At 67.0% G+C, this 26,303-nt stretch carries 24 protein-coding genes; 17 read left to right on the top strand and 7 right to left on the bottom strand.

Annotated elements, in window-relative coordinates; genetic code table 11:
* Positions 1-153 precede the first annotated feature (153 nt).
* The 5 genes from NP4_RS17730 to NP4_RS17710 all read left to right on the top strand — a co-directional run bounded on the left by NP4_RS17730 (position 154) and on the right by NP4_RS17710 (position 7,729).
* Positions 154-2,193 (top strand): bifunctional copper resistance protein CopD/cytochrome c oxidase assembly protein, encoded by a 2,040-nt coding sequence (locus NP4_RS17730; protein ID WP_067999081.1) that lies wholly within the window; start codon positions 154-156, stop codon positions 2,191-2,193.
* Positions 2,190-3,146, top strand: a complete 957-nt coding sequence (locus tag NP4_RS17725; RefSeq protein ID WP_082875967.1) for a threonine/serine dehydratase — start codon at positions 2,190-2,192, stop codon at positions 3,144-3,146. Before NP4_RS17730 ends, NP4_RS17725 begins: the two co-directional genes overlap by 4 nt.
* 1,127 nt (positions 3,147-4,273) lie before the next feature.
* Positions 4,274-5,524, top strand: a complete 1,251-nt coding sequence (locus NP4_RS17720) for a PepSY-associated TM helix domain-containing protein (RefSeq protein ID WP_082875966.1) — start codon at positions 4,274-4,276, stop codon at positions 5,522-5,524.
* Positions 5,525-5,528: 4 nt separating this feature from the next.
* Positions 5,529-6,230: a TetR/AcrR family transcriptional regulator gene (locus tag NP4_RS17715; RefSeq protein ID WP_245998328.1), complete on the top strand. Its 702-nt coding sequence runs from the start codon at positions 5,529-5,531 to the stop codon at positions 6,228-6,230.
* Positions 6,231-6,328: 98 nt separating this feature from the next.
* Positions 6,329-7,729 carry a lipase family protein gene (locus tag NP4_RS17710; protein WP_067999077.1) on the top strand — a complete coding sequence of 467 codons (1,401 nt, stop codon included), beginning with the start codon at positions 6,329-6,331 and terminating at the stop codon, positions 7,727-7,729.
* A 7-nt stretch (positions 7,730-7,736) separates the two neighbouring features.
* On the opposite strand, the gene NP4_RS17705 is transcribed toward NP4_RS17710, so the two are convergent.
* A complete protein-coding gene (locus tag NP4_RS17705; RefSeq protein ID WP_114755781.1) occupies positions 7,737-8,408 on the bottom strand; it encodes a chymotrypsin family serine protease in 672 nt (223 codons plus the stop codon).
* A gap of 320 nt (positions 8,409-8,728) precedes the next feature.
* Here NP4_RS17705 and NP4_RS17700 point away from each other — a divergent pair, with 320 nt between their 5' ends.
* The 5 genes from NP4_RS17700 (at position 8,729) to NP4_RS17680 (ending at position 17,518) form a co-directional block, all read left to right on the top strand.
* The gene (locus NP4_RS17700) at positions 8,729-9,217 is read left to right on the top strand and encodes a single-stranded DNA-binding protein (RefSeq protein ID WP_067999073.1); all 489 of its coding nucleotides are present in this window, start codon (positions 8,729-8,731) and stop codon (positions 9,215-9,217) included.
* Between the two features lie 105 nt (positions 9,218-9,322).
* Positions 9,323-10,999: an energy-dependent translational throttle protein EttA gene (gene ettA, locus NP4_RS17695; RefSeq protein ID WP_062508362.1), complete on the top strand. Its 1,677-nt coding sequence runs from the start codon at positions 9,323-9,325 to the stop codon at positions 10,997-10,999.
* A gap of 328 nt (positions 11,000-11,327) precedes the next feature.
* On the top strand, positions 11,328-16,226 hold the full coding sequence (locus NP4_RS17690; RefSeq protein WP_067999070.1) for an NAD-glutamate dehydrogenase: 4,899 nt from the start codon (positions 11,328-11,330) through the stop codon (positions 16,224-16,226).
* A gap of 168 nt (positions 16,227-16,394) precedes the next feature.
* The gene (locus NP4_RS40980; protein WP_255285519.1) at positions 16,395-16,814 is read left to right on the top strand and encodes an acyl-CoA thioesterase; all 420 of its coding nucleotides are present in this window, start codon (positions 16,395-16,397) and stop codon (positions 16,812-16,814) included.
* A gap of 17 nt (positions 16,815-16,831) precedes the next feature.
* Positions 16,832-17,518 (top strand): DUF8185 domain-containing protein, encoded by a 687-nt coding sequence (locus NP4_RS17680; RefSeq protein WP_067999396.1) that lies wholly within the window; start codon positions 16,832-16,834, stop codon positions 17,516-17,518.
* 71 nt (positions 17,519-17,589) lie between these two features.
* Here the strand turns inward: NP4_RS17680 and NP4_RS17675 are convergent, their stop codons facing one another.
* A complete protein-coding gene (locus tag NP4_RS17675) occupies positions 17,590-17,904 on the bottom strand; it encodes an AzlD domain-containing protein (protein WP_067999068.1) in 315 nt (104 codons plus the stop codon).
* 40 nt (positions 17,905-17,944) lie between these two features.
* Positions 17,945-18,898, bottom strand: coding sequence for an AzlC family ABC transporter permease (locus tag NP4_RS17670; RefSeq protein WP_082875964.1), 954 nt, complete (start codon positions 18,896-18,898; stop codon positions 17,945-17,947).
* Between the two features lie 75 nt (positions 18,899-18,973).
* Here NP4_RS17670 and NP4_RS17665 point away from each other — a divergent pair, with 75 nt between their 5' ends.
* Positions 18,974-19,546, top strand: a complete 573-nt coding sequence (locus tag NP4_RS17665; protein ID WP_067999066.1) for a helix-turn-helix domain-containing protein — start codon at positions 18,974-18,976, stop codon at positions 19,544-19,546.
* Positions 19,547-19,562: 16 nt separating this feature from the next.
* On the opposite strand, the gene NP4_RS17660 is transcribed toward NP4_RS17665, so the two are convergent.
* Positions 19,563-19,922 carry a hypothetical protein gene (locus NP4_RS17660; protein ID WP_067999064.1) on the bottom strand — a complete coding sequence of 120 codons (360 nt, stop codon included), beginning with the start codon at positions 19,920-19,922 and terminating at the stop codon, positions 19,563-19,565.
* 59 nt (positions 19,923-19,981) lie between these two features.
* Here NP4_RS17660 and NP4_RS17655 point away from each other — a divergent pair, with 59 nt between their 5' ends.
* The gene (locus NP4_RS17655; RefSeq protein ID WP_067999062.1) at positions 19,982-20,425 is read left to right on the top strand and encodes a MarR family winged helix-turn-helix transcriptional regulator; all 444 of its coding nucleotides are present in this window, start codon (positions 19,982-19,984) and stop codon (positions 20,423-20,425) included.
* On the opposite strand, the gene NP4_RS17650 is transcribed toward NP4_RS17655, so the two are convergent.
* A complete protein-coding gene (locus NP4_RS17650; RefSeq protein ID WP_174556147.1) occupies positions 20,422-21,114 on the bottom strand; it encodes an HNH endonuclease in 693 nt (230 codons plus the stop codon). The genes NP4_RS17655 and NP4_RS17650 overlap by 4 nt on opposite strands.
* Positions 21,115-21,533: 419 nt before the next feature.
* On the opposite strand from NP4_RS17650, the gene NP4_RS17645 reads away from it, so the two are divergent.
* From NP4_RS17645 to NP4_RS17625, 5 genes are all read left to right on the top strand, one after another.
* Positions 21,534-21,938, top strand: coding sequence for a globin (locus tag NP4_RS17645; protein WP_067999060.1), 405 nt, complete (start codon positions 21,534-21,536; stop codon positions 21,936-21,938).
* A gap of 134 nt (positions 21,939-22,072) precedes the next feature.
* Positions 22,073-23,665, top strand: coding sequence for a glycoside hydrolase family 13 protein (locus tag NP4_RS17640; protein WP_067999058.1), 1,593 nt, complete (start codon positions 22,073-22,075; stop codon positions 23,663-23,665).
* Positions 23,666-23,735: 70 nt separating this feature from the next.
* A complete protein-coding gene (gene ctaJ, locus NP4_RS17635; protein ID WP_067999055.1) occupies positions 23,736-24,014 on the top strand; it encodes an aa3-type cytochrome oxidase subunit CtaJ in 279 nt (92 codons plus the stop codon).
* Positions 24,001-24,471 carry a DUF5130 domain-containing protein gene (locus tag NP4_RS17630; protein WP_067999054.1) on the top strand — a complete coding sequence of 157 codons (471 nt, stop codon included), beginning with the start codon at positions 24,001-24,003 and terminating at the stop codon, positions 24,469-24,471. Before ctaJ ends, NP4_RS17630 begins: the two co-directional genes overlap by 14 nt.
* 145 nt (positions 24,472-24,616) lie before the next feature.
* Positions 24,617-25,015: a helix-turn-helix domain-containing protein gene (locus NP4_RS17625; RefSeq protein ID WP_067999052.1), complete on the top strand. Its 399-nt coding sequence runs from the start codon at positions 24,617-24,619 to the stop codon at positions 25,013-25,015.
* 1 nt (position 25,016) lies between these two features.
* Here NP4_RS17625 and NP4_RS17620 read toward each other — a convergent pair whose 3' ends face one another.
* Together NP4_RS17620 and NP4_RS17615 are read right to left on the bottom strand one after the other, a co-directional pair.
* Positions 25,017-25,607, bottom strand: coding sequence for a ClpP family protease (locus NP4_RS17620; protein ID WP_067999050.1), 591 nt, complete (start codon positions 25,605-25,607; stop codon positions 25,017-25,019).
* Complete coding sequence (locus NP4_RS17615; protein WP_067999048.1) at positions 25,604-26,206, bottom strand: ClpP family protease; 603 nt, start codon at positions 26,204-26,206, stop codon at positions 25,604-25,606. Before NP4_RS17615 ends, NP4_RS17620 begins: the two co-directional genes overlap by 4 nt.
* Positions 26,207-26,303: the final 97 nt, after the last annotated feature.

Raw genomic sequence — 26,303 nt, 5'->3', positions numbered from 1 at the left:
GGCACGGTGTCCAGCGACTTGATTATAGCGACCGTCCAGCTCAGTCCTGGCTCCCGGCGGGCTAACGACACGCATGTCGGCTGGGTCACAAGGGTTCCGGGGTCGGTCAGGGCGGGGCCGCCGGGGCCGTGCGGTCGAACTAGGCTGAAAGCCATGTCGTCACCGCGGGACCCGTCCGTCGAACCTGAGAGCCAGGACATCCGGTCGGAGTCGGCGATGATGTTCCCGGTGCTGACCGCGGTCACGATCGCGGTGGCCGCCATGGTCGCCCCGCTGGTCGTGGGACTGTCTGCCGCACAGGCGTTGACGCTGCTCGGCATCCCGGATCCCGGACCGCTGACCACCTACGGATTGCCCGCGATCCGCGCGGTCGCGGATCTGTCGGGTGCGCTCGCCATCGGGTCCCTGCTGTTCGCCGCGTTCCTGACCCCGCCGCAGCGCGACGGACTCCTGGACGTCGGCGGTTATCGGGCGTTGCGGCGGGCCGGAATCGCGGCGGTCGTCTGGGCGATCGCGGCGACCCTGCTGGTGCCGCTCACCCTCTCGGACACCACCGGGCAACCGGTCAGCAGCCTGCTTCGGCCGGAACAGATTTGGCATGCGATTCCGAAGGTGGAGGTCGCCGGGTCATGGCGGGCAACGGCTTTCATGGCCGTCGCGCTGGCCATCGGCTGTCGGCTGGCGCTGCGCTGGGGCTGGACCCCGGTACTGTTCGGCTGGTCGCTGCTGTGCCTGCTGCCGGTCGCGCTGACCGGACATTCGTCCTCGGGCGGCGCCCACGACATCGCGACCAACAGCCTGATCCTGCATCTGGTGGCGGTATCGGTCTGGGTCGGCGGCCTGTTCGCGGTGCTGGCCTACGCGGTGCGCGGGGGCGCGCACACCGGACTCGCGGCACGCAGATTCTCGGCGCTGGCGGCCTGCGCGTTCGCGGTCGTGGCGGTGAGTGGCGTACTCAATGCCTGGGTGCGAGTGCCGTGGAGCGATCTGTTCACCACGACCTACGGACAACTGGTCATCGCCAAGACGGTCGCCCTCTGCGCGCTCGGGGTGATCGGATTCGTGCAGCGCCGCAAGGCGATTCCGGATCTGGCGGCGGATCCGGGCGACCGCGGGGCGCTGATCCGCTTCGCGGGTGTCGAGACGTTGATCTTCGCCGCGACAATGGGCCTGGCCGTCGGACTGGGGCGCACCCCGCCCCCGGATCTGCGCCGTGTGCCCTCGCCCGCCGAAGTGGAGCTGGGATACGACCTGGCGGGCCCGCCGACCACGGGTCGCATTCTGTTCGACTGGCGCTTCGATCTGATCTTCGGGACGCTGTCTCTCGTGCTCGCGGTGTTGTATCTGGCCGGAGTGCGCCGACTGCGGGCACGCGGAGACGCCTGGCCGGTCGGACGCACGGTGGCCTGGTTGTGTGGATGCGCGGTCGTCTTGATCGCGACCAGTTCCGGCGTGGGTCGCTACGCGCCCGCCATGTTCAGCGTGCACATGGCCCAGCACATGATGCTGTCGATGCTCGCGCCGATCCTGTTCGCCCTGGGCGGGCCGATTCTGCTGGCATTGCGGGCGCTGCCCGCGGCCGGTCGCGACGCGCCGCCCGGGCCGCGCGAGTGGATCCTGGCCGCGGTGCACAATCCGGTGTCACGCTTCATGACCCAGCCGGTGGTCGCCTCGGTGTTCTTCATCGCCGGGTTCTACGCGCTGTATCTGGGCGGCATCTTCGACAAGGTCGTCGACCTGCACGGCGCGCATCTGGCGATGAATCTGCACTTCCTGGTGTCGGGCTACCTGTTCTACTGGGTGGTGCTCGGCATCGACCCCAAACCCCGTCAGGTGCAACCGCTCACGCGGGTCGGCATGGTGTTCGGCTCGCTGCCGTTCCACGCCTTCTTCGGCGTCGCGTTGATGAGTATGACCACGGTGATGGGCGGCTGGTTCTATCGCTCACTGGGCTTGACCTGGAATTCGGATCTGCTCGGCGATCAGCACACCGGCGGCAGCCTGGCCTGGGCCAGCGGTGAGATTCCGCTCGTGGTGGTGATGCTGGCGCTGCTGGTGCAGTGGTCGCGCAGCGACTCCCGGCTCGCGCAGCGGCTCGACCGCGCGGCTGACCGCGACCACGACGCGGCCTTGGCCGCGCACAACGCGATGTACGCCGAATTGGCGAAGCGGGATCGGGGGACCGGGAAGTGACCGATGCGTCCGCCTCGCGAAAGGTGAAGCGGCTCTATCGTTCCGACGTGCGAGCCGCGCGGTTGCGCCTGGGCCACCGCGTCCGCGTGACCCCGGTGTTCCATACCGAGGTCAGCGGTCCGCACGGTTCGGTGCCGGTGACCTTCAAACTCGAATATCTGCAGCACGGCGGCACATTCAAGGTGCGCGGCAGCCTCAACGCGCTGCTCGAATCCCGCGAGGACGCTCGGCCGGTGGTGATCGCCTCCGGCGGCAACGCCGGTATCGCGGCCGCGCTGGCGTGCGCGCTGGAGAACCGGCAGTGCACGGTCGTGGTGCCCGAATCCGCGCCCCATACCAAGGTGGCGGCCATGTGGGCCTACGGCGCCGAGGTGCTGTGGCACGGCACGACCTACGCCGAGGCGCACCGCTTCGCCGACGAGCTGACCGCCGAACGCGGCGCGGTCCAACTGCACGCCTACGATCTGCCCGCGGTGGTGGCGGGAGCCGGCGTGGTGGGTCTCGAGATCGAACAGCAGGTGCGCGGTCGCCCACCGGTGCTGGTCGCGGTCGGAGGCGGCGGTCTGGCCGCCGGTATCGCGGCCGCGCTGGGCGCGCGCGGTCATGTCGTCGGCGTGGAACCCAAGGGCGCCCCGACCCTGCATTCGGCCCTGGCCGCGGGCCATGCTGTCGACGTGCACATCAACAGCATCGCCGCGGATGCGCTGGGCGCCACCCGGATCGGACGCATCCCCTTCGAGATCGCCCAGCGCTACAACATGACCGCGGTGCTGGTGACCGATGACGCCATCGCCATGGCCCGCGAATATCTGTGGCGCGAATTCCGGATCATCGTCGAACCGGCGGGCGCGACCGCACTGGCTGCCATTCAGAGTGGGGCCTATGTACCCGGACCGGATGAGCGGCCGGTCGTGGTGCTGTGCGGGGCGAATACGGACCCGTCGACGCTGTAGGGGCCGGTCGCGGCGGCCGGACCGGAATCGCGAATCGCGGCGGCAGTGGATATCGGCGGGCCAGTTCGTCGAGCTGATCGCGGATACGTCGAATCCGATTGTCCGGCGTGGTCTTCGACAGCAGCGGCCCCACCGACAGCGCGGCGGGCCGCACGCTCATCGGCGGCGGCACGTGCGGATGACACAGCACGCCACACAGTTCCGGCCCGTATCCCAATTCGACCGCGATTCGATCTGCCCGGTATTCGGCGCGATCCAGCAGCGGATTCAAGGCCAGCACCGCGATCTCGGGAAGCAGTCGCAGCGCCAAAGCCGGTGCCAGCCCGACGGTCACCGTGCCCGCCGCGACCGTGGGGCACGCGGCGAGCAGCCTGCTCAACACGGTCCAGCAGGCGCTGAACACGCGTGAGCCACGCGCGGGCAGTCGGTGCGCGATCGCATCGCCCACACCGGTCATACCCTGCAGCAGGCCGCCCTCGACGCGGACGACCGGATAGTTGTAGTAACGAAACACCAACTGCCACAGGGCCGCCCGCCCCTGCGCGCGTTGCCCGAGTTGCTGTGCGAGGACTGCCTGCAACTCCCGGGGGCGCAGCCGCCGCACCGATTCGGCCGGCGCGGTGAGCATTCGGTCGGGCACCGCGAATTGCTCGTCGGCTTCCTGGATCCACAGCGAGTAGGAGTCGGCGGGCATCCCGGCCCGGCGGGTCACCTCGGTCCAGGCGGTCACCAGCGCGTGTCGTTCCTCGCTGATCGGCTGGCGAAGGCCGAACAGGCGCAGCGGCCAACTACCGCCCGCGCCGGCGAAACACAGCCCGCCCCACAGCGCGCACACCAGAAACCACAGCGCGGGTAGCGCACTCGGCGCGCCGATGGTCAGCAGGAGTCCGAATCCGTAGAGCAGCAACGTCATCACCGCGGCGGACGGCAGCGCCGACAGCGCCAACACGATCCATATCCGCGCCCGGTCCGCGGCCGAACGCCGGGTGACTGCGGTTCCGCCGGGGTGGTTCGCCTTCGCGATCACTTCGGAGGTCATGCCCGACAGTACAGCGAAATCGCGGCTTCGCGCCGCCCGGACAACGGTTTTATTAGGCTAACCTAATCTATTAGGTTAGCCTAAGCTGATGGCTACGATCGAAAGGGTTCGGGTCCGACCGCGCCGGCGGCGTCCGCGAAAGCCGGTGCGGCGCACGCTCATCGCGGTGCACCGCTGGTCGGCGCTGCTTCTCGGACTGGTCCTGGTGGTTCAGTGCACCTCGGGCGCGATCCTGCTCTACAACGCGGAACTGTTTCGGGCGCAGCACGCCTCGTTCTATCGCCATACCGAGGGGCCCTCGGTGATCGACCCGGATCGGGCGGTGGCGTTGGTGCGGGCCGTCGATCCCGGATTCGATGTGGGCTGGGTCGGCAGCGACGCCGGCGTGACCGTGGTGGGCAGCAGCGATTTCGCCGCCGCCTATTCGATCGATCCGGCCACCGGGCGCTTGGGGGAGCGGGTGAGTCTGTCCGACGGCGTGCTGGGCTGGCTGGTCAACCTGCACGACTGCGCCTTCGGCTGTCTGCGCTTCTCCGGTGCGGTGCCGATCATGAACGAACAGGCGCCGCTGATCGATATCACCTGGGGGGCAATCGTTCTGGTGGTGTTGGGGCTGCTGCTGGTGGTGCTCGCGGTATCCGGGGCGATCGTCTGGTGGCCGACGTTCAAGCGGTTGCGGCACGGTTTTCGGATCCGCTGGCGCAAGGGGCGTTTCGCACGGGACCGTGATCTGCACGATGTCATCGGCATCCTGGGCGTGCCGTTCCTGCTGATGTGGGGAATCACCGGCATCACGATCGAATGGCCCGCCGCAAAGAGTGTGATGCTGTCCGCCTTCGGCGGCGATGCGAAGGTGGATCTCGCCGAGGCGGTCTATGTGCCGCGTCCGGCCGCGCGACCGCAGCCGGTCGATATCGACGAGGCGCGTGCGATCGCGCTGCGCGAGGCGCCCGGCCGCCTGTCGTATGTGATGCTGCCCACCGAGGCGACTCCCTATTACCTGGCCTCGGTCGCGGGCGCGTACTCGCCGTACGAACATCGCGCCTTCTACAACGGCGATGTCCTGGTCTACATCAACGCCACCGACGGCTCCGACACCAAGGTGGTAGACGCCAGCCACGGCCGCCCGCTGGCGAACACGTTCTACGCCAAGGTCTTCGAGCCCGCCCATTTCGGCTGGCTGGTGAACGGCTGGTGGCGCGTGCTGTGGCTGATCTTCGGCTCGACCCCGCTGCTGCTGGCCGTCACGGGCATGTCGACGTGGCTGTTCCGGCGCGGCGTCCAACGCGGACGCCGCCGCTCTGTTAGAAAGGGAACAAACGTTTCCTTACAACAATAATGTGATGGTCCACAGTGTCCGGGTGGCGGCGCCGACCTTTGTGCACTCGGCCAGGCAGGATGAGATGGTGACCCAGAACCCGACTTCGCGCCCGAAGCGTCGCACCCAGCAGGAACGCCGTGCGGCCACGGTCGCCAAGCTCATCGACGCGACGATCGAGGCGATCAGCGAGCTCGGCTATCACCGCACGACGATCCAGGAGATCTGTGAGCGAGCGGGGTTGTCGGTCGGCGCGATGTTCCGGCAGTTCGACGGGCGACTGGATCTGATCGTCGCGACCGCGCAGGAGATCGTCAACCGTCAGCTCGCGATGTTCCGGGCGCTACTGGCCGAGGTCGACGAGGGTACCGACGCGCTGGCGGTGGCGCTGCGATTCATGCGCCAGGCACAGAACTCGACCGCCACGGTCGCGTTGCGCGAGGTTTTCATCGCCGCGCGTTCGGATCGGGAATTGCATGCCCGGATCGCGCCCGCCGTGGCGGGGCACTACGACGCGATCATGGCCGAGGCGGAGCGTTCCGGCGTGATGCGGCGCTTCCCCGAACACGTCCGCGAGCCGCTGTTCTTCGTTGTGCTGCACGTCTTTTCGGGTCAGGCCGTCATTCGGCCCGTCTACGACCGCCCGGATCTGGAGGATTCGGTGCTCGAATTCCTGTACGAACTCCTGACCACCTATGCCGCGACCGTCGAGACGCCGCCGAAGTAGCCATTGACACGTCGGATCGCCCGCGCATACAGTTCGCTCCAACTTAGAGAGGGAAAGCTCTCTTTCTGATTTGATCCGGGATTCGACGAGGAGTTCTCATGGCCGGGGCGCACGGCTTTCGCATGGTCCTTACCCACGCCACCCTGGCCCTGACCGTCGGTCTGGCGATCGCCGCCTGTCCGGTCGCGGTCGCCGAGCCGGTCCCGATCGCGCCTGCGCTGCCGTTCCCGGTGCCGCCCGCGCCGCCGTATCTGGATCCCGCGTTCTACCAACCGGATCCGGCCCGGGTGGCGGCTGCCCGGCCGGGGGAGATCCTCGCCGCTCGCGAGGTGCATTTGGCCAATGCGTGGCTGCTGCCGCTGAATGTGAACTCCTGGCAGGTGTCCTATCGCAGCACCAACACCCGCGATGAGCCGATCGCGGCGGTCGCGACCGTGATCGTGCCGCATCGCCCGCCCGCGACCGAGCGGCGGGGTCTGGTGTCGTTCCAGGTCGCCGAGGATTCGTTATCGATCAACTGCGCACCGTCCTACGCGTTGCAGATGGGTGCGCTGCCCAATCCGCTCAACGCCATCCATCAGGCGGAGTTCGTCGAGATCCAGGCCATGCTGCAACTCGGGCACGCGGTCGTCGTCCCCGATCACGAGGGCCCGAAGGCGGCCTATGCGGCCGGGCCGCTGGGCGGGCGGATCGTGCTGGACGCCATCCGCGCGGCCGAGAACTTCGCTCCCGCAGGACTTCCCGGCGCCGAGACCCGTGCCGCGCTGTGGGGCTATTCGGGCGGGGCCATTCCCACCGGGCACGCGGCCGAACTACAGCCCGACTACGCCCCCGAGCTGAATCTGGTCGGCTCCGCGACGGGCGGATTGATGGCAGATATCCGCGATGCGGTCAACTACAACAACGGCACATCGACCTTCGGCGGTGCGGTACTCGGTGGATTGTTCGGCGTGGCGCACGAGTATCCGGAGCTGGATCGGTTCATCGACGCGCATATGAATCCGCTCGGCAAGGGCCTGCGGTCGGTGGTGCACGAGAATCAATGTGTCGTACCGCAATTCCTGGGGTTTCCCTTCGTGAACATCAAGGGGCTGTTCGACTATCCCGGCGATCCGCTGAACGCTCCCGAGATGCAGGCCGTGCTGAACGATCTCGCACTCGGCAAGCGCACCCCCACCGCGCCGATCTACATCTATCAGGCGCCACTGGACGAGGTGATGCCGATCGTCTCCGTCGACCATCTCTACGACACCTACTGCGCCACCGGCCAGGCCCGCGTGCGGTTCACCCGAGATCTGTTGAGCGAGCACGGTATCGCCGCGGTCTCGGGCGCCGCGAGCGCCGCGCTGTGGCTCGACGACCGGTTGAACGGGGTTCCGGCGCAGGCGGGCTGCCACAATCGCGACGTCCCGACCGAGCTGACCGATCCGGGCGCCATCGCCGCCTTCGTGAATGTGATCGGGCAGACCCTGGCCTCGGCCCTCGGTATGCCGGTGTGACCGCGGGTCAGTGATTCGGCGGCAGCCGCCAGTCGAACGGGCCGCCCGCATGCGCGCTGATGGTGTCGCGCAGATGATTCGCCGTCTCCACGACGATGCCGCCGCCCTCCTCGGTGCCGATCAGAATGCCGAGGAAGTCGGCGGCCTCGCCGCTGCGGCGATAGACGATGCCGCCGGAATCGCCCTTGTCGGAAGGGAAGTCGGCGACGAAGTAGTCGCCGTGGACGCCGGTCACCGTGCCGCAGGCGTCTCCGGTGGTGGAGCCGACGTGGCAGATCTGGTCGCCGACGGCCGCGCCCGCGTCGGCGGAGGTAATGGTCAAACCGTTCGCCATGGTGGCGGCCGAGCCGATGTTCGGCGCGTAGCGAACAAGGGCGAAGCCCAGATCGTCGACGGTGTCATCGGTGCCGAAACCGCGCTCGTAGACGCCCACGCGATAGCCGTCGTGGGCGAAGACATCCTTGCCGTCCTGAAAGCAGTGCGCCGCGGTGACGCCGTATTCGGTCCCGCCGACCGAACCGCTCAGGCCCAGGCTGCACCGCTTGTCATCGGTATCGAGGGCCATGCCCGGCACCGCGATCCGGGCCGCCGCGTGGGCTTGGGCGGGTAGCGCGGTGGTCAGGATCAGGGCCGCGAACAGGGTCGGCAGCAGGCTCGGCAATCGGACGCGGTACCGCATGTTCGTGCTGCTCTCTTGCTCAGGAAACCAATGGGCCCCAAGGTTTTCCGGCCTCGCGGCACGCGGTGGCTCCCCCTTCGGACCGGCGAACCCGTCGCCTCGCGACGTACGTTATCACCGCGGGGCCGGGCGTGCGACGCCAAGAAGCCTGGGGCGGAACGGATTCGAAAACGGCGTCATCCACAACCGGGAGGTTTCATCCACAAATCTCGATTCGGCCTATCGGAGGGTTCGGCGGACGAGGAGGCTGGGAGAGGTTCCCCCCGCCGAGGGGTTGAGGCCGGGGGATGTCGGAGACCGAACAGAGGAGGGGCGCAATCATGTACGAGGCGAATACGGCCGTGGTCGGCAATGTGGTCACCCATCCGGTGCGGCGCAGCCTGCCCGGCGGCGAGCAGGTGGTGACCTTCCGGATGGCCAGCAACTCCCGCCGATACGACCGTGACAGCGAGGCCTGGGTCGACAACGGCACGCTCTACCTCACCGTGAACTGCTGGCGGCGGTTGGTCGAGGGAGTGGACGCCTCGATTCGGCGCGGCGATCCGATCATCGCCTACGGACAACTGCGCTCCACCGAATACAGCACCAGAGACGGCGTGCAGCGGCGCGATCTCGAGATGCGCGCCAGTGCGGTGGGACCCGATCTGGCCCGCTGTTATGCCACGGTGGTGCGCCGGGGTTCGGGGAACTCCCAGCTCGTCTCGGTCGTTGACGACCAGGCGGGTGCCGAGCGACCGGAGCGGGCGAGGGACGAATCCGAGGCTTTCGATAGTGTCGAGGTAATCCGCGACGACCTCCGGACGGCCTGATCGTGCCGAGGCCGCAGGACCCCCGACGACCCGCCACCGGAGGCACCGACCGGAGCGGGGCGGTGGGGCGGAATCAGACAACCACTTACCGATAGGCTTTCGCACATGGCTGAGTTCATCTACCAAATGAGGAAAGTTCGGAAGGCGCACGGCGACAAGGTCGTGCTCGACGACGTATTCCTGAACTTCCTCCCCGGCGCCAAGATCGGTGTCGTCGGTCCGAACGGCGCCGGTAAGTCGAGCGTGCTGAAGATCATGGCCGGACTGGACCAGCCGAACAACGGCGAGGCGTGGCTCGCGCCCGGCGCGACGGTCGGCATCCTGCAGCAGGAACCGCCGCTGAACGAGGAGAAGACCGTCCGCGGCAATGTCGAGGAGGGTATGGGCGAGATCATGGTGAAGCTGCAACGCTTCAACGAGATCGCCGAGCTCATGGCCACCGACTACTCCGACGAGCTCATGGAGGAGATGGGCAAGCTCCAGGAGGATCTCGATCACGCCGACGCCTGGGATCTGGATTCCCAGCTCGAGCAGGCCATGGACGCGCTACGCTGCCCGCCGCCGGACGAGCCGGTCACCAAGCTGTCCGGTGGTGAGCGCCGCCGCGTCGCGCTGTGCAAGCTGCTGCTGAGCAAGCCCGATCTGCTGCTGCTCGACGAGCCCACCAACCACCTCGACGCCGAGAGCGTGCTCTGGCTCGAACAGCACCTGGCCCAGTACCCGGGCGCGGTGCTGGCCGTCACCCACGACCGGTACTTCCTGGACAATGTGGCCGGCTGGATCCTCGAGCTCGACCGCGGCCGCGCCTACCCGTACGAGGGCAACTACTCCACCTACCTGGAGAAGAAGGCCGAGCGCCTCGAGGTGCAGGGCAAGAAGGATCAGAAGCTGCAGAAGCGGCTCAAGGAGGAGCTGGCCTGGGTTCGCTCGGGCGCCAAGGCTCGCCAGGCCAAGAACAAGGCTCGCCTCGATCGGTATGAGGAGATGGCGGCCGAGGCCGAGAAGATGCGGAAGTTGGACTTCGAGGAGATCCAGATCCCGGCCGGTCCGCGCCTGGGCAATGTGGTGGTCGAGGTCGAGCATCTGGACAAGGGCTTCGGCGACCGGCAGCTGATCAAGGATCTGTCGTTCACCTTGCCGCGCAACGGCATCGTCGGTGTCATCGGACCCAACGGTGTCGGTAAGACCACGCTGTTCAAGACCATCGTCGGCCTCGAGCAGCCCGACAGCGGCAACGTTCGCGTCGGCGATACGGTCAAGCTCAGCTACGTCGACCAGAACCGCGCCGGCATCGATCCGAAGAAGACGGTGTGGCAGGTGGTTTCCGACGGCCTGGACTTCATCGAGGTCGGCACCCAGGAAATGCCCTCGCGCGCATATGTTTCCGCGTTCGGCTTCAAGGGTCCGGATCAGCAGAAGCCGGCGGGCGTGCTCTCCGGCGGTGAGCGCAACCGGCTGAACCTGGCGCTGACGCTCAAGCAGGGTGGCAACCTGATCCTGCTCGACGAGCCGACCAACGACCTCGACGTGGAGACCCTGGGCTCGCTCGAGAACGCGCTGGAGAAGTTCCCCGGCTGCGCCGTGGTCATCTCCCACGACCGCTGGTTCCTCGACCGCACCTGTACCCACATCCTGGCCTGGGAGGGTGACGACACCAACCCGGCCAAGTGGTTCTGGTTCGAGGGGAACTTCGAGGCCTACGAGGCCAACAAGGTCGAGCGGCTCGGCGCGGATGCGGCTCGCCCGCACCGGGTCACCCACCGCAAGCTCACCCGCGACTGATTTCGGCGGCGTCGGGTATGCGCGTTGTGGCAGCGCATACCCGGCCTCGCAACAGCAAGGAGCTGGCTACTGCTCGGTTACTTACAGGCGAATAGCGTGATCCGGCCCTCGGGGTCGGGCGTCAAATAGACCTCGGCGCAACGTACTACGCGTACCACCAGCGTGTTTTGTTGGTACGTGGGTGAATTCGTACCTGGGCAACCTTGCGGGCGTTCGGACTTTGCCGTGGCTTTGGAAAGAATCCCTCCCGGCTGCTCCAACATCCAGCTACTCTCGATCCCGGCGTCACTTTGTTACGGAACCGAATCCGAGGGAGTTGGCGAAGAAAATGACGGTCTCGTCCGAATTGTCCAGCGCGGCGTGGGTCGCGGGCTTGCCGGAGCAGTTGCGCGGTGAGCTCTCGACCCTCGAGGAGGCATACTTCCGCCACGTGGACGCCGGCGACGTCGACTGTGCGATCACCGGAAGTTCGCATCAGGTGTTCCGCAGGCACATCGAACTAGGCATACAACGCCCGCAGGGAGCGGCCCGCGTGCGGGTGTACCACCCGGACGACGGCTCCGGTCTGGGTGCGGCGGTGCAGATGGTCACCGACGATATGCGATTGCTGGTGGAGTCGGTGACCTCCTCGCTGAGCCGCATGGGTGTCAGCATCAGCGAGATCATCCATCCGATCTTCGAGGTCGTTCGCGACGCCGAGGGTCGGCTGGAATCGGCCGCGCCGCACGAGGTCGACGGCAACGGCGTCACCGGATTGCGCGAATCGTGGATGCATGTGCAGCTGCACCCGTCCACCAGTCCGGAGGTGCTCGAGCGCATCGAAGCCGGAATCCCGGATGTACTCACCGATGTCCGTCAGGTCATCGGTGATACCGAGGCCATGCGCGCGGTGCAGGATCGCCTCGCCGACGAGCTCGAGGCGGTGGCGAAGGACGATACGACGCCGTTCGCCGCAACCGATCTCGTCGACTGCGCGAATCTGCTGCGTTGGCTGGCCGACGGGCATTTCACCGTGCTCGGTTATGCGAACTACGAGCGCACCACGGTCGACGGAAAGCCGAAATCGGTTGTCATACCGGACAGTTGCCTCGGTGTGCTGCGCCCGGATGTGGGCACCGATTTCCGAGTCCCGTCCAACGGCGGCAACCGGCCGCTGCTGATGCTCACCCAGGGGCTGGTCCCGGCCACCGTGCATCGCTCGGTGTACCCGTACTTCATCGGCGTGGCCGACTTCGACTCCGCCGGTGCGATCACCGGTGAGCACCTGTTCATCGGCGTGTTCACGGTGGCGGCCATGCACGAGAACGTGCTCGACATCCCGGTCATCGAGCGCCGGGTGCGTGCGGTGATCGAGCAGAACGGATTCGATCTGGACTCGTTCTCCGGGCAGGGCATGCTCGAGGTGATCCAGTCCTTCCCGCGCACCGAGCTGTTCTCCTCCGATATCGAAACCATGCGGCGCACCGCCAGCGCGGTGCTCAATGTCGGTATGCGCCGGCAGGTCCGGCTGTTCCTGCGGGCGGACTCCTACGGCCGCTTCGTGGCCGCCATGGTGTACCTGCCGCGCGACCGCTACACCACCCGCGTACGCCTGGAGATCCAGGACATCCTGGTCCGCGAGCTGGGCGGCGTGTCGATCGACTATTCGGCCCGAGTGTCCGAAAGTGAGCTCGCCAGCGTCTATTTCACGGTTCGGCTGCCCGAACCGGGCACGCGCGTGGACACCTCCGAGGCCAACCGGCTGCGCATCCAGGCCCTGCTCGCCGAGGCCAGCCGCACCTGGGACGATCATCTGCGCGATGAGACGGCCACCTCGGCGATCCTGGATCCGGCCGTGGTGCAACGGTATTCGGTCGCGCTGCCCGACGCCTACAAGGAGGATTTCGAGCCCAGCCGCGCGCTGGCCGACATCATCCGCCTGGAACGGCTCGCCGAGGGACGGATCGACCAGCATCTGTACCGTCGCCCCGAATCCGAGCCCGGCTCTTGGCGTTTCACGCTCTACATCGGCGCCGGAATCTCGCTGAGCCAGGTGCTGCCGCTGCTGCAGAGCCTGGGAGTGGAGGTCGTCGACGAGCGGCCGTATCAGCTGGAGTTCGAGGACGGCCGGGAGGCCTGGATCTACGACTTCGGGCTGCAGGCCCGTCCGGATCTGCTGCGGAAGTCGTTGGACCGCAATATGGATGCCGAACTGGTGGAGAGCACCGCCCGGCTGGACGTGCTCGACGCCCAGGAGCGCGGCCTGCGCGATCGGTTCACCGCGGCGTTCGACGCCCTGTGGTACGCGCGCGCCGAGGCCGATCCGCTCAACGAACTGGTCCTGCGCGGTGCGCTGCACTGGCGTTCGGTATCGATCCTGCGCGCCTACTCGAAGTATCTGCAGCAGGCCGATTTCCCGTACAGCCAGGCCAATATCGCGCGAGTGCTGCTGGCCTCGCCCGATATCTCCCGGCTGTTCGTGGAGCTGTTCGCGGCCCTGTTCGATCCGGATGCGGCCTCGCCCGAGCGGGCGAGCGAACTCGAGATCGCGGTGCGCGAGCGGATCAACGACGTGGTCAGCCTCGACGCCGATCGGATCCTGCGGGCGATCCTGGGTTTGATGAGGGCGACGCTGCGCACGAATTATTACCGGGTCGATGATCAGGGGCGGCCGCGGTCGTATCTGTCGATCAAGGTGGAGCCGCGCGAGATCAATGAATTGCCCAAGCCGCGTCCGCAGTTCGAGATCTTCGTGTATTCGCCGCGGGTCGAAGGTGTGCATCTGCGATTCGGTCCGGTGGCGCGTGGTGGGTTGCGGTGGTCGGATCGGTTGGAGGATTTCCGGACCGAGATTCTGGGTTTGGTGAAGGCACAGGCGGTGAAGAACGCGGTGATCGTGCCGGTGGGCGCGAAGGGTGGCTTCGTGGTGAAGCATCCGCCCGCGGGGACCGGGGATCCGGCGACCGATCGTCAGGCGCTGCAGGCCGAGGGCGTGGCGTGCTATCGGACGTTCATCTCGGGTTTGTTGGACGTGACCGACAATGTCGATCACGCCACCGGCAAGGTGGTGCCGCCCCCGCGGGTGGTGCGCCGCGATGGGGATGACACGTATTTGGTGGTGGCCGCGGACAAGGGCACCGCGACGTTCTCCGATATCGCCAACGAGGTCGCCCAGTCGTACGGGTTCTGGTTGGGCGATGCGTTCGCCTCCGGTGGTTCGGCCGGATATGACCACAAGGCGATGGGCATTACGGCCAAGGGCGCGTGGGAGAGTGTGAAGCGGCATTTCGCCGAGATGGACATCGATACCCAGACCCAGGACTTCACGGTGGTCGGTGTCGGTGACATGTCCGGTGACGTGTTCGGCAACGGCATGCTGCTGTCGCGGCATATTCGCCTTGTCGCCGCGTTCGATCATCGGCACATCTTCCTGGACCCGAACCCGGACGCGGCGTCGTCGTTCGCCGAACGGGAGCGGATGTTCGCGTTGCCGCGGTCCTCGTGGGCCGATTACGACACCTCGTTGATCAGCGAGGGTGGCGGGGTGTGGGATCGGACGGTGAAGGCGATCCCGATCAGCGCGCAGGCACGAGCGGCGTTGGGGTTGGCCGAGGACGTGACGGTGTTGTCGCCGCCGGAGTTGATCCGGGCGATTCTGTTGTCGCCGGTGCAGTTGCTGTGGAACGGCGGTATCGGCACCTACATCAAGGCGTCGAGCGAGTCGCATGCCGAGGTCGGTGACAAGTCCAATGATGTGGTGCGGGTCAACGCGAACGAGTTGCGGGTCAAGGTGATCGGCGAGGGCGGCAATCTGGGTGTGACCGCGTTGGGTCGTATCGAGTTCTGCCGGTTCGGTGGTAAATGCAATACCGACGCGTTGGACAACTCGGCGGGTGTGGACTGCTCCGACCACGAGGTCAATATCAAGGTGCTGCTCGACGGTGTGGTGTCGGGTGGGGAGTTGGCTGCGGCGGATCGTAATCCGTTGCTGGCGTCGATGACCGACGAGGTCGCCGATATGGTGTTGTTCGACAACGTATCCCAGAACTTCCTCATGGGCATGTCGCGGACCGAGGCGCCGCGAATGCTGAATGTGCATATGCGCGTGATCGAGGAGTTGGAGCAGCGACGCGGTCTCGACCGTGCGCTGGAGGCGTTGCCGTCGGACGGCGATATGAAGCAGCGGCTCGAGGACGGCGGCGGACTCACCTCGCCGGAATTGGCGAATCTGCTCGCGCACGTGAAGTTGTCGCTGAAGTCCGATCTGCTCGAGGGTGATCTGCCCGACAGCGCGTACTTCTCGGCGCGGTTGCCGCTGTATTTCCCGACCCCGCTGCGGGATCGGTTCGGTGCGGCCATCAAGAAGCACCGACTGCGGCGCGAGATCGTCACCACCATGATGGTCAACGAGATGGTCGATCTCGGCGGGATCACCTACGCGTTCCGGCTCTCGGAGGAGATCGGCGCCACCGCAGGCGATTCCATGCGCGCCTTCGCCGCGGCCAGCACGATCTTCGATCTGCATTCGATCTGGGATCGCATCCGGGCCGCCCAGACCTCCACCGCGGTCCGCGACGAGTTGGAGCTCGAGACCAAGCGCAGTCTGGATCGCGCCTCGCGCTGGTTGCTCATCAACCGGCCGCAGCCGATTGCGGTCGGCGCGGAGATCCATCGCTACGCGGGCAAGGTTCGCGAACTCGCGCCGAAGGTGCCGGGCTGGCTGCGCGGCCACCATATCGACACGCTCGAGGAGCAGTCGGCCAAGCTGGTCGATCTCGGCGCACCGCAGGAACTCGCGTCCGAGGTGTTCGGACTGCTCAACCTGTTCCCGCTGCTGGATGTGATCGATATCGCCGATATCACCGAACGCAGCGGTGACGAGGTGGGCGCGCTGTACTACGCGCTCAACGAGCACCTCAAGATCGACTGGCTGCTGCAGGCGGTCAGTCATCTGGAACGCGGTGATCGCTGGCACGCCCTGGCCAGGCTGGCGCTGCGCGACGATATGTACAGTTCGCTGCGCTCGCTCACCCTCGACGTGCTCTCGGCCGGTGATCCGGAGGAGACCGCGGAGGAGAAGATCGCGTACTGGGAGTCGAAGAACCAGTCCCGCCTGGGTCGCGCCCGCGCCGCGCTGTCGGAACTGTTCGAATCCGGCACCCACGATCTGGCCACGCTGTCCGTAGCGGCCCGCCAGGTCCGCAGCATGGTCAGCGGCGTCGGCGCGCAATCGGAGGTTCCGAGGTAGTCGATGGTCCGGCTGCCGCTGCGCGATGTCGCAGCGGCAGCCGGGCGATGCCCTGGGCGGCCCGCCCGCCTGGGAGGCTGCATACTGGGAGCGGCCCGACCGATCGGAGGTAATACGTTGACGAGTGGTGAATCGCCGGCTGGAAACGGCTCGGCGCCCGGTGCCGTCGTGTTGCCCAAGCGGTTTCATACCAAGGTCGAGGTGCGCTGGTCCGATATGGACGCCTTCCAGCACATCAACCATGCCCGCATGGTGACGTTGCTCGAGGAGGCGCGGATTCCGTGGCTGTTCGACGATCGTCCGACCTCGGGTCTGCGCTCGGGATGTGTGATGGTCGATCTGCATGTGCGCTATCGCGGCCAGCTGCGGCACGAGGACACACCATTGGATGTGGCGATGTGGATCGAGCGGATGCGCGCGGTGGACTTCACCATCGGTTACGAGGTACGCGCCAACGGCGTCGCCCCGGACGCCCCGCCCGCCATCATCGCCAGCACCCAACTGGCCGCATTCGATATCGATACCCAGCGGCTGCGCCGACTGACCGCGATCGAACGCGAATATCTCAGCCAGTGGAAGGCCGACTGAACTCGCCCGGCGACGAGATGACCTTCGAATACAGCGATCAGCGGGTGCTGCGCGTGCTCGACCCCGCCGAGCGGGAGAATCTCGCGACCTTCGTCGCCCGCGCGATCCGACTCGATCCGGCCGCGGTGATCCGGCTGCGCCGCCGCGGCGTCAACTATGTGTCGGCCTGGGCGGCAACCGGTTTCGAGACGTTGGCCGTGCGGACCGTCGTCGCCGATCTGGGCACCGACGACGTCACCGTCGCCGGCGACCTGATCCTGTCGGGCCTGACCGGTCCCGCCGCGGCCGGTCCGATCGATCTCGGCTACGCCATGGATTCGGCATGGCGCGGCGCGCTACCACCCACCACCGGATTCACGCACGTCGACGATGTACCCGCGCGGGCCCTGGTCGAATTGGCCGAGCGCGGCGTCGAATTGGCGGCCGAACACGGCAGCGCCCACGGGCCCCCGGCCTCCCTACTGGACCAGACCGTCCTGACCGTGACCAACGGCGACCAGGAGGTCGAGGTCCCCATGCGCGTCGTATTCGCCCTGACCGCCATGGATTTCATCCCCCACTCCGGCGACAAGGCCGACTCCCGCCGCATCAACCCGAACGAAATAGTCCGAGTTCGAGCCACCCGCACCTGGCTACGCCTCGACGCCCGCTACGGCTCGGTCGCCCGCCGCCAAGGTCCAGAACTGCCACTGTTCCCATCCTGATTCGGCGACAACCCTTGATCTGGCGTGCGATTCCAATCGAGCCCAATCGGATTCGATGCGGTAGGTGGGCGTCAGGCGACGCCGAGGACGCGCAGTAGTGCGGTGGTTGCGGCCGCGGTGAGGGCCACGACGATCAGGGGGGCCTTGCGCCAGGCCAGGATGATGGCTACGAGGGCGCCTGCGGGGAGTGCGAATCCGGCCCTGTGATGTGCGGGAATCAGTTCGGTGACTGCCAGTGCTGCCAGCAGTACCACCGAGCCGGTCTCCAGTAGGCCGGTGATGTGGGCGGGTACATTCATGCGCCGACGTAGCAGTGGTCCGGCCAGCCGGATGGCGTAGGTGCCCACGGCCAGTGCGAGTGCTCCGATAATCAGGCTCGTATTCAACGCCGTTCGCCTATCGATCGAAAGTTGTTATCCGCGAACATCACTCGGATCCGTCCCGCGTGTTCGAGCCGAATCGCGCGAGCTCTCGTTCAGTCGTTACGGCGCTGTCGTCCCAGACCTGCTCGGTGTGGAAGCGCTCGTCCATATCCCGGTCCGCTTGGATCGCCGCGCTTTCGAGTGCCTCGCCCCGCTCCTGCGGAGCTGCAGCCAGCCAGCCCTGTTGCCCCGCAGGGCTTTCCCTTTCCGAACCGGACGCGTTATCTCGTTCTCTGCCCGTCCGCTCCGCGCTCTGCTCATCCGAACTCTCGTTTCCGATCGTCTCGTCGAATCGTTGGCGGTTGTAGGCCAGTAGTGCGGCCGGGAGAGCCAACAGGACCGGTATGCCCGCCGCGAGGAACGGGGCGGTGACGGCCGCGATGGCCGCGCCAACCACCACGGCGCGGCGGGTTGCCTTGTCGCGCAGGGCGGGAACGGCCAGGGCCAGCAGGACCGCCGGGAAGACCGCGTCCAGGCCGAAGCGCGACGGGTCGGGGACCGTGGCGCCGATCGCCACGCCCAGTGCCGCGCCGAGCGGCCAGGCCAGCAGGACGCCGAAACCGCAGAGCCAGTAGCGGGCGTGACGGCGGTCGCGGTCGGGTTCGGCCAGGGCCAGGGCGACCGCCTCGTCGTTCATCACGTGTGTGCCGAGTAGGCGACGCCAGCCGGTGCCGACCACCTCGGGCAGGGCCAGACCGTAGGGCAGGTGGCGGGCATTGACCACCAGGCCGACCAGTACTGCGGCCACCAGGCTGCCGCCGGCCGCTACGATGCCGACGAACAGGAACTCCGCGCCGCCCGCGAGTACCAGCACGCTCAGCAGAATCGGCAGCCAGGCGGGCAAACCCGCGGTCACGGTGCTCGCGCCGTAGGAAACGCCGATGATGCCGACCGCCAGACAGACGGCCGCGATTCCGGTCAGGTCACTGCGATCCAGTGTTCGCCATATCGAACGCACGTCTTCTATAGTGAACATCCGAAGCGGAGTTCGTCAACGAGGATTCCCCACACCGAGGTACTGTCTGAACCCACTATGACCGAGCACGACAGCGCGCAGTCCGCGCCACCGCAGGAGGCCATCGCCGCCGCGCTGCGCCGCGAGCGCGCGCGTTCGGGCATGTCGCTGACCGAGGTCGCCCGCCGCGCGGGTGTGGCGAAATCCACACTGTCGCAATTGGAATCGGGCACCGGGAATCCGAGCATCGAAACACTGTGGGCGCTGTGCGTCGCGCTGGGAATTCCGTTCTCCCGATTGCTGGATCCGCCGCGCCCGCAGGTGCAGGTGATTCGCGCGGGGGAGGGGCCGGTACTGGCGTCGGCGCATGCGAACTATCACGCGACGCTGCTCGCGGCCTGTCCGCCCAATGCCCGCCGCGATATCTACCTGGTCTCGGCGGAGCCCGGACAGGCTCGAGAATCCGAACCACATCTGCACGGTGAGATCGAGCACGTCATTCTCGCCGCGGGCCGCGCACTGGTGGGGCCGGATGACGCGCCGGTGGAGCTGCGGCCGGGTGACTACATTCGGTATCCGGGCGATCAGCCGCACATCTTCTCGGCGCTCGAACCGGGGACGTGGGGGATTCAGGCCAGCGAATACGGCTGAGCGGCAACGGTCTCGTTCATCGAACGGCGAGCCACCAGGCCGACGGCAAATGTATCGCGGTCAGGACGAGGCAGCTGATCACCATGGGCCGGTTGCCCCGGACCGCGCCGATGGCGGCGTCGCCGATCTGTGCCAGGCCCGCGATCACCAGGATCGGGACCAGCCCCTGCCGAATATTCGCGGCGAGCATTACCAGCATGACCACGCTCAACGGCAGCGCGCGGGCGCCGTAAGCCCACGCGAAGAACATCGTTCCGGATGTCACCGCGCCCTCGTGGGTCAGCAGTGCGGGGCGGGTCATGCCGAGGATGCTCGACACTCCCGAGACGAGCGCGACAGCGGCATTGGCCAGGGCGACAGCGGTGTACGCGGTCATTGGATCACGTCCTGAATCGTTCACATTCTGAATTATTTGATCGAAGTATCATCAGGCTCGTGAACGAAGTCAAGACCGGCCTGCCCGCGACGCTGGCCTTCCGGCTGGGGGTCCTCGGCACTCGGACCGCCGACCGATTCGCCGAACGCCTTGCGGCACATGACCTCAAGCCCAAGCATGCGGGCCTGCTCGCCGCGTTGGATCACGGCGCGGCGGCCTCGCAGCAGGAGTTGGCCGGCCGGATGGAGGTGGCACCGAGTCTGGTCGTCGCCCTGGCCGATCACCTCGAGCGGCTGGGCGCGATCGAGCGCGTGCGCGATATCGATGACCGTCGACGTCAGGTGCTGAAGCTCACCGCGCATGGGCGCACGCTGCTGGAACGGTGTGAACGTGAGGCGCGCGCGATCGATGCGGAACTCATGGCGCCGTTGAGCGCCAAGGATCGCGCGGCCCTGCATCGGGCGCTCGGCGCGCTGGCGGCCGAGGCCGGCTTACCGACTTAGGCCGCGCCCTCGCCGAGGTACTGCAACCACACCGGATCGAGATCCGCGGTGGTGGACAACAGTCGCCAGTGCGGACCCTTGGGCGAGACCAGCGGGTGGTGCAGGGTCCAGCCCAGCTCGCTGAGCAGTTTGTCGGCCTTGCGGTGGTTACACGGCGCGCAGGACGCCACGCAGTTCTCCCACGCGTGCGCGCCGCCGCGGCTGCGCGGAATGACGTGATCGATGGTCTCGGCCTTGCCGCCGCAGTAGGCGCAGCGGTAGCGATCGCGGTGCATGAGCGCGGCCCGGGTCATCGGTACGCGGGCGCGGTAGGGCACTCGGACGTAATTGCGCAGGCGGATCACCGACGGCAGGGCCACCGATTCGCCGGCGGAGTGGACCACCGGGCCCTCGGGATTGTGATGAACGGGATCGGCCTTGTCACAGATGAGCAAGACGATGGCGCGGCGCGCGGGCAGGGCGGTCAGCGGCTCGTAGGTGGCGTTCAGAAGCAACACCCGGCGCTTGACCCAAGGCGCGACGCTCGGCGGGGATTCGGTAGATCGGTGCTGGAGAGCACCCGGACAACTATGTTTCTCGGTTACGACATGCAGCGGAGTAGCCCCCGACCCACGATTGTGGACGTCGGCGGGCTGGAGTTGTCGATGTGTTCTGGCCTCGTGTGACCGGGCGCCGTGCCGCTGCTTCATGGGAACCCCGAATTCGTATTGTCCGGTTCGTGTGGTATCTGGGCAGACACTGCCACCCAGTTGACCATGGAACCGCTACCTTTGCCAGCTGATTTGACACATTCCGTCTGTGGTGTTCGTGAACGGGCGGTTAAACCCGGGGGTGGTATGTACCGGCTGCCTGATTCCGCGTCCTCAACTGGTGATCTCAGGATGCCGACCCCCACCCCCTACGCCGAGCACAATCCGGTCCCGATTGGGTGCCAACTTGTTGCCAGGACATCCCCACCCGCCCGCGCACGGTCCCCGTCCTCGTGTCCCCGGTGCTCGGTGGAGCCCCTCATTTTCCCGGCCGGAGGCCGGGATGGTTCGTTGGGAGTGGGGAGGCGGGCACAATGGAGCGGGACGTGGGGATGGCTACTAGACGGATTTGAGGGTTGATGGGTTCGGGCGAGCAGACGGCTACTTCCTTTTATGAGGCGGTTGGTGGGGCCGAGACGTTTCGGCGGCTGGTGGCGGCCTTCTATCGGGAGGTGGCGGGGGACGAGGTGTTGCGGCCGCTGTATCCCGAGGAGGATCTGGGGCCCGCCGAGCGGCGGTTGCGGATGTTTCTCGAGCAGTACTGGGGCGGGCCTCGGACGTACTCCGATGAGCGGGGGCATCCGCGACTGCGGATGCGGCACATGCCCTTCCGAATCGGGCCGATCGAGCGGGACGCGTGGCTGCGGTGCATGCGGATCGCGGTCGCCGAGATCGAGCCGGAGGTGCTCGATGACGAGCATCGGCGGGCGCTGCTCGACTACTTGGAGATGGCGGCGAATTCGCTCATGAACGCGCCCTTCTGACGGTATTGCGTAAATCCCCCTGCAGCCCAGAGGGTTTCCGGTGAACCACCCCGCCTGCTGAATATTTGCTCCATATCGCTCGAGTCGCTCGCTCGGGGGGCTTTCAACGGAAATCTTTGGCACTATTAGCTTTTGTGACACCTTCATCAGCCGGGGCCTCTCCCGTCGACCCGTGGTGGCGGTCGGCGGTGTTCTACCAGGTCTATCCCCGCTCGTTCGCGGACTCGTCCGGCGACGGCGTGGGTGACCTCGGTGGCCTGCGCGATCGGCTCGGATATCTGGAGCTGCTCGGCATCGACGCCCTGTGGATCTGCCCGGTGATGCGTTCACCGATGGCCGATGGCGGCTACGACGTCAGCGATCCTCGCGATATCGACCCGCTGTTCGGCGACCTCGCGGTGCTCGACGAGCTGATCGCCGAGGCACACGACCGGCGCATCCGCGTCACGATGGACCTGGTGCCCAATCACACCAGCGAGCGGCATCCGTGGTTCGTCGAGGCGCTGGCGTCGGAGCCGGGTAGTGCGGCCCGGGCGCGCTACATCTTCCGTGACGGCCGCGGCCCCGACGGTGCGCTGCCACCCAACAACTGGCCCAGTATCTTCGGCGGTCCGGCCTGGTCTCGCGTCACCGAATCCGATGGCCGCCCCGGTCAGTGGTACATGCATATCTTCGCCCCCGAACAACCGGATCTGAACTGGGAGAATCCCGAGGTCCTCGCCGATTTCGAGAAGACCCTGCGCTTCTGGCTGGATCGCGGCATCGACGGTTTCCGCATCGATGTCGCCCACGGCATGGCCAAACCGCCCGGCCTGCCCGATATGGATCCGGTCCCGTCGGGCATGTTCAAACTCGACGACGACGATTACCGGTTCAACAACCCGGGCGTGCACGACATCCACCGCCGCATCCGCAAGGTGATCGACGAATATCCGGCCGCGGTATCGATCGGCGAGGTCTGGGTCAACGACAACGTCCGCTTCGGCGAGTACCTCCGCCCGGACGAACTGCATCTGGCCTTCAACTTCAAACTCGCCGAAACACCCTTCGAAGCCGCGAAAATCCGTGCGGCCATCGACAATTCGATGCAGGCGGTGACCTGGGTCGGCGCCAGCGCGACCTGGACGCTGTCCAATCACGACGTCGAACGCGAGGTCACCCGCTACGGCGGCGGCGCGGTCGGGGTGGACCGTGCCCGGGCGATGATCCTCCTGGAACTGGCGCTGCCGGGCGCGGTGTTCATCTACAACGGCGCCGAACTCGGCCTGCCGAATGTCGACGACCTACCCGAGGACGTGCTGCAGGATCCGGTGTGGGAGCGCTCGAACCACACCGAACGCGGCCGCGACGGCTGCCGGGTGCCGATTCCCTGGGAGGGCGATCGGCCCCCGTTCGGCTTCACCGCCGCGCCGCGGTCCTGGCTGCCGATCCCGCCGCAGTGGGCCGAGCTGACCATCGAAACCCAGCTCGAGCGGCTGAACTCGACGCTGTCGCTGTATCGAATGGCGATCGAATTGCGTTCGCTGCGGCCGGAGTTCGCCGGGACGAGTCTGGACTGGTACGGCAGCCCGCCGGGATGTCTGGCCTTCCGCCGCGGCGGCGGACTGATCTGCGCGCTCAACGCCACCGATGCCCCGATTCCGCTGCCGCCGGGCGAGGTGCTGCTGGCCAGCGCGCCGATCGAGGGACGTCAGCTGCCCGCCAACGCCGCGGCCTGGCTGGTGTGAGAGGGCGACACGGGCGCGCGGGAGCTCACCGGTGGATTGCGCCGTCGGGCCCATCGTCTACCGTTGGATCGTGAGCATTCTCGAGACAGTGCTGATCTTTGTCGGCATCCCGCTGGTGATCTACGCGGTGATCGCCGGATTGTCGTTTCTCGGCAAGCCGCTGCCCGGCGAGAAGCCGGTCCACTACAGCCTTCCCGACACGTGGACCGCGGACCCGGTGCTGTGGAGTGCGACCGACGAGGTGACCGGTTCGGGTCACCATCACGCAGAGTCCTCGCATGGCGACCATGCCGCAATCGAATCCGCGCGGGCGGACCTGATCGGAGGCCGGGCAAGTGGCAAGTTCTAAGTGGCCCGCGGTGGTCGAGGCCGACCTGCCGCACGGATGGGCCGTGACCACCAGTGGTCGCGTGTCCGGTGTGCACGAGGCCGGTGACGTGTTCAAGGAGGCGCCGTTCAACGACAACGAACGGCTGCTGATGGACAACGCGCTCACCGACGCCACCCGCGGCACCAAGGTGCGGTTCAACATCTACATCGGTGACCTCGGCGCGGATCCGGCCGCCGGCGTCGATGCGCTGTTCCCGTCGACTCCCGAGGCGGCCCGTTCGGTGCTCATCGCGGTCTCCCCGAACGATCACGCCGTGGAGGTGCGCTCCGGGCGCGACGTCGCCGATCGGGTCAACGATCGCGTCTGCCAGCTCGGCGTCACCGCGGCGCTCGCCTCGCTGCGTCAGGGCGAGCTCATCGACGGACTCGTCTCCGCCGTGCGCGTGATGGCCGCGGCCATCGGGCGACCCAGCTGATTTCGAATTCCGCACCCCTTCCGTTCCCACGCACCCGCTTCGACCTGTTCGCAGCGAGTGGGGCGCAACGGAAGGGGTGCGGTCTTTGTACGCCCTGAGCGTAATGAGTGGGTGCGGTAGCGGGTCCCGAGCTTAGGCTCGGAGCATGGCCGAGCATCCGAGACTGCATTCCATCCCGGGCGGACGCGAAGACGAGCGGGAACGCGAACCGCTCTGGCGCGAGGTACTCGGCAGCCGCCTGCGCACACTGCGTCAGCAGCAGCGCGAAACCCTCGTGGAAACCGCTGGGCGCGCGGGTGTTTCGCCCCAGTATCTCTCCGAGATCGAACGCGGCCGCAAGGAGCCGTCGAGCGAGATGATCGCCGCCCTGGCCGGGGCGCTGGGCACCTCGCTGGGCGGGCTGACCGAACAGGTCGCCGACGATCTGCGCCGCCGTCGCCGCGCCGCGCTGCTGCGGCCGGTGGCCCCGCAGCACAGCGCGACGCCGCAGCGCACCACCGTAGGGCGCACCACGACGCCGACGCTGCTGGCGCTCGCGGCCTGATTCACCGCGGCCCGAGGATCTTGTCCGCCAGGCCGTAGTCGATCGCGGACTGCGCGGTGAACACGCGGTCACGGTCGGTGTCGTGGCGCAGCGTCTCCACGGTCTGGCCGGTGTGGTGGGCGAGGATGTTCTCGATCTCGGCGCGCATACGGACCAATTCGTCGGCCTGCAGGATGAGATCGGGGATGGTTCCCTGGCCACGGGCGGCCGGTTGATGCAACACGACGCGGGCATGCGGCAGGACCCCTCGATAGCCTTCCGTACCCGCCGCGAGCAGCACCCCGCCCACTCCGATGGCCTGGCCCACACAGATGGTCGCCACCGGACCGTGCAGATGCTGAATGGTGTCGTAGATCGCCAGCATCGCCGACAGATCGTTGCCGCCCTCGCAGTTGATGTAGAGGCTGATCTCCTGTCCCGGACTGTCGGCGTCCAGATGCAGCAGTTGCGCGATGAGCGCGTTGGCGACCCCGGCATCGATCGGTGTGCCCAGATAGACGATGCGCCCGGCCAGCAGATGCGAATAGACGTCCATGATGCGCTCGCCGCGCGGATGCTGGGCGATCACATTGGGAATGGTGTAGCTGGTCACGAGATTCCCACCTTCTGCTTGTGCGGAATGACCTGATCGAACGATTCGACGATCCGATCGATGAACCCGTACTCGAGCGCCTCCTGCGCGGTGAAGTAGCGGTCGTGCAGCGAGTCCTCCCAGACCCGCTCATAGGGCTGGCCGGTGTCCTCGGCGATGCAACCGAGCACGGTTTTGATCGTGTGCCGAAGATCGTCGGCCTGGATCTCGACCTCGCCCGCACTGCCGCCGATCCCCGCCGACCCCTGATGCATGAGCACCCGCGCGTGCGGCATCGCCAGCCGCTGTCCCTTGGTCCCCGAGGAGAGCAGGAACTGCCCCGCGCTGTAGGCGATCCCGAGCACCAGCGTCGAGACCTCACACGGCACCAGCCGAATCGTGTCCCGGATAGCCAGCATCGCTGGCACCGACCCACCCGGCGAATGAATCCACAACGAGATCCCCGCCAGCGGATTCTCCGCGGCCAGGGTAAGGATCTGGGTCATGAGCAGCGTCCCGTTGTCATCGTCGAGCGCCCCGTCGAGCACCACGATCCGCCGGGCCAGCAACTGCTCCCTCGCACGCCAACCGAACATCGGATTGTTGTTGTCCTGAGCCATGATTCGAGCGTGCCCGAGGGATGCGGTGAATAGCGCGTTCCGCTGCCCACAGCAGATCTGCTCACGGCAGCGGCGCGGTAGGCCCTGGTCAGGCGGT

The sequence above is a fragment of the Nocardia pseudobrasiliensis NBRC 108224 genome (assembly GCF_001613105.1).
GTDB lineage: Bacteria > Actinomycetota > Actinomycetes > Mycobacteriales > Mycobacteriaceae > Nocardia > Nocardia pseudobrasiliensis.
The sequence above is the reverse complement of the archived record's forward strand: the minus strand, read 5'-3'. Positions and strand labels throughout refer to the sequence as shown.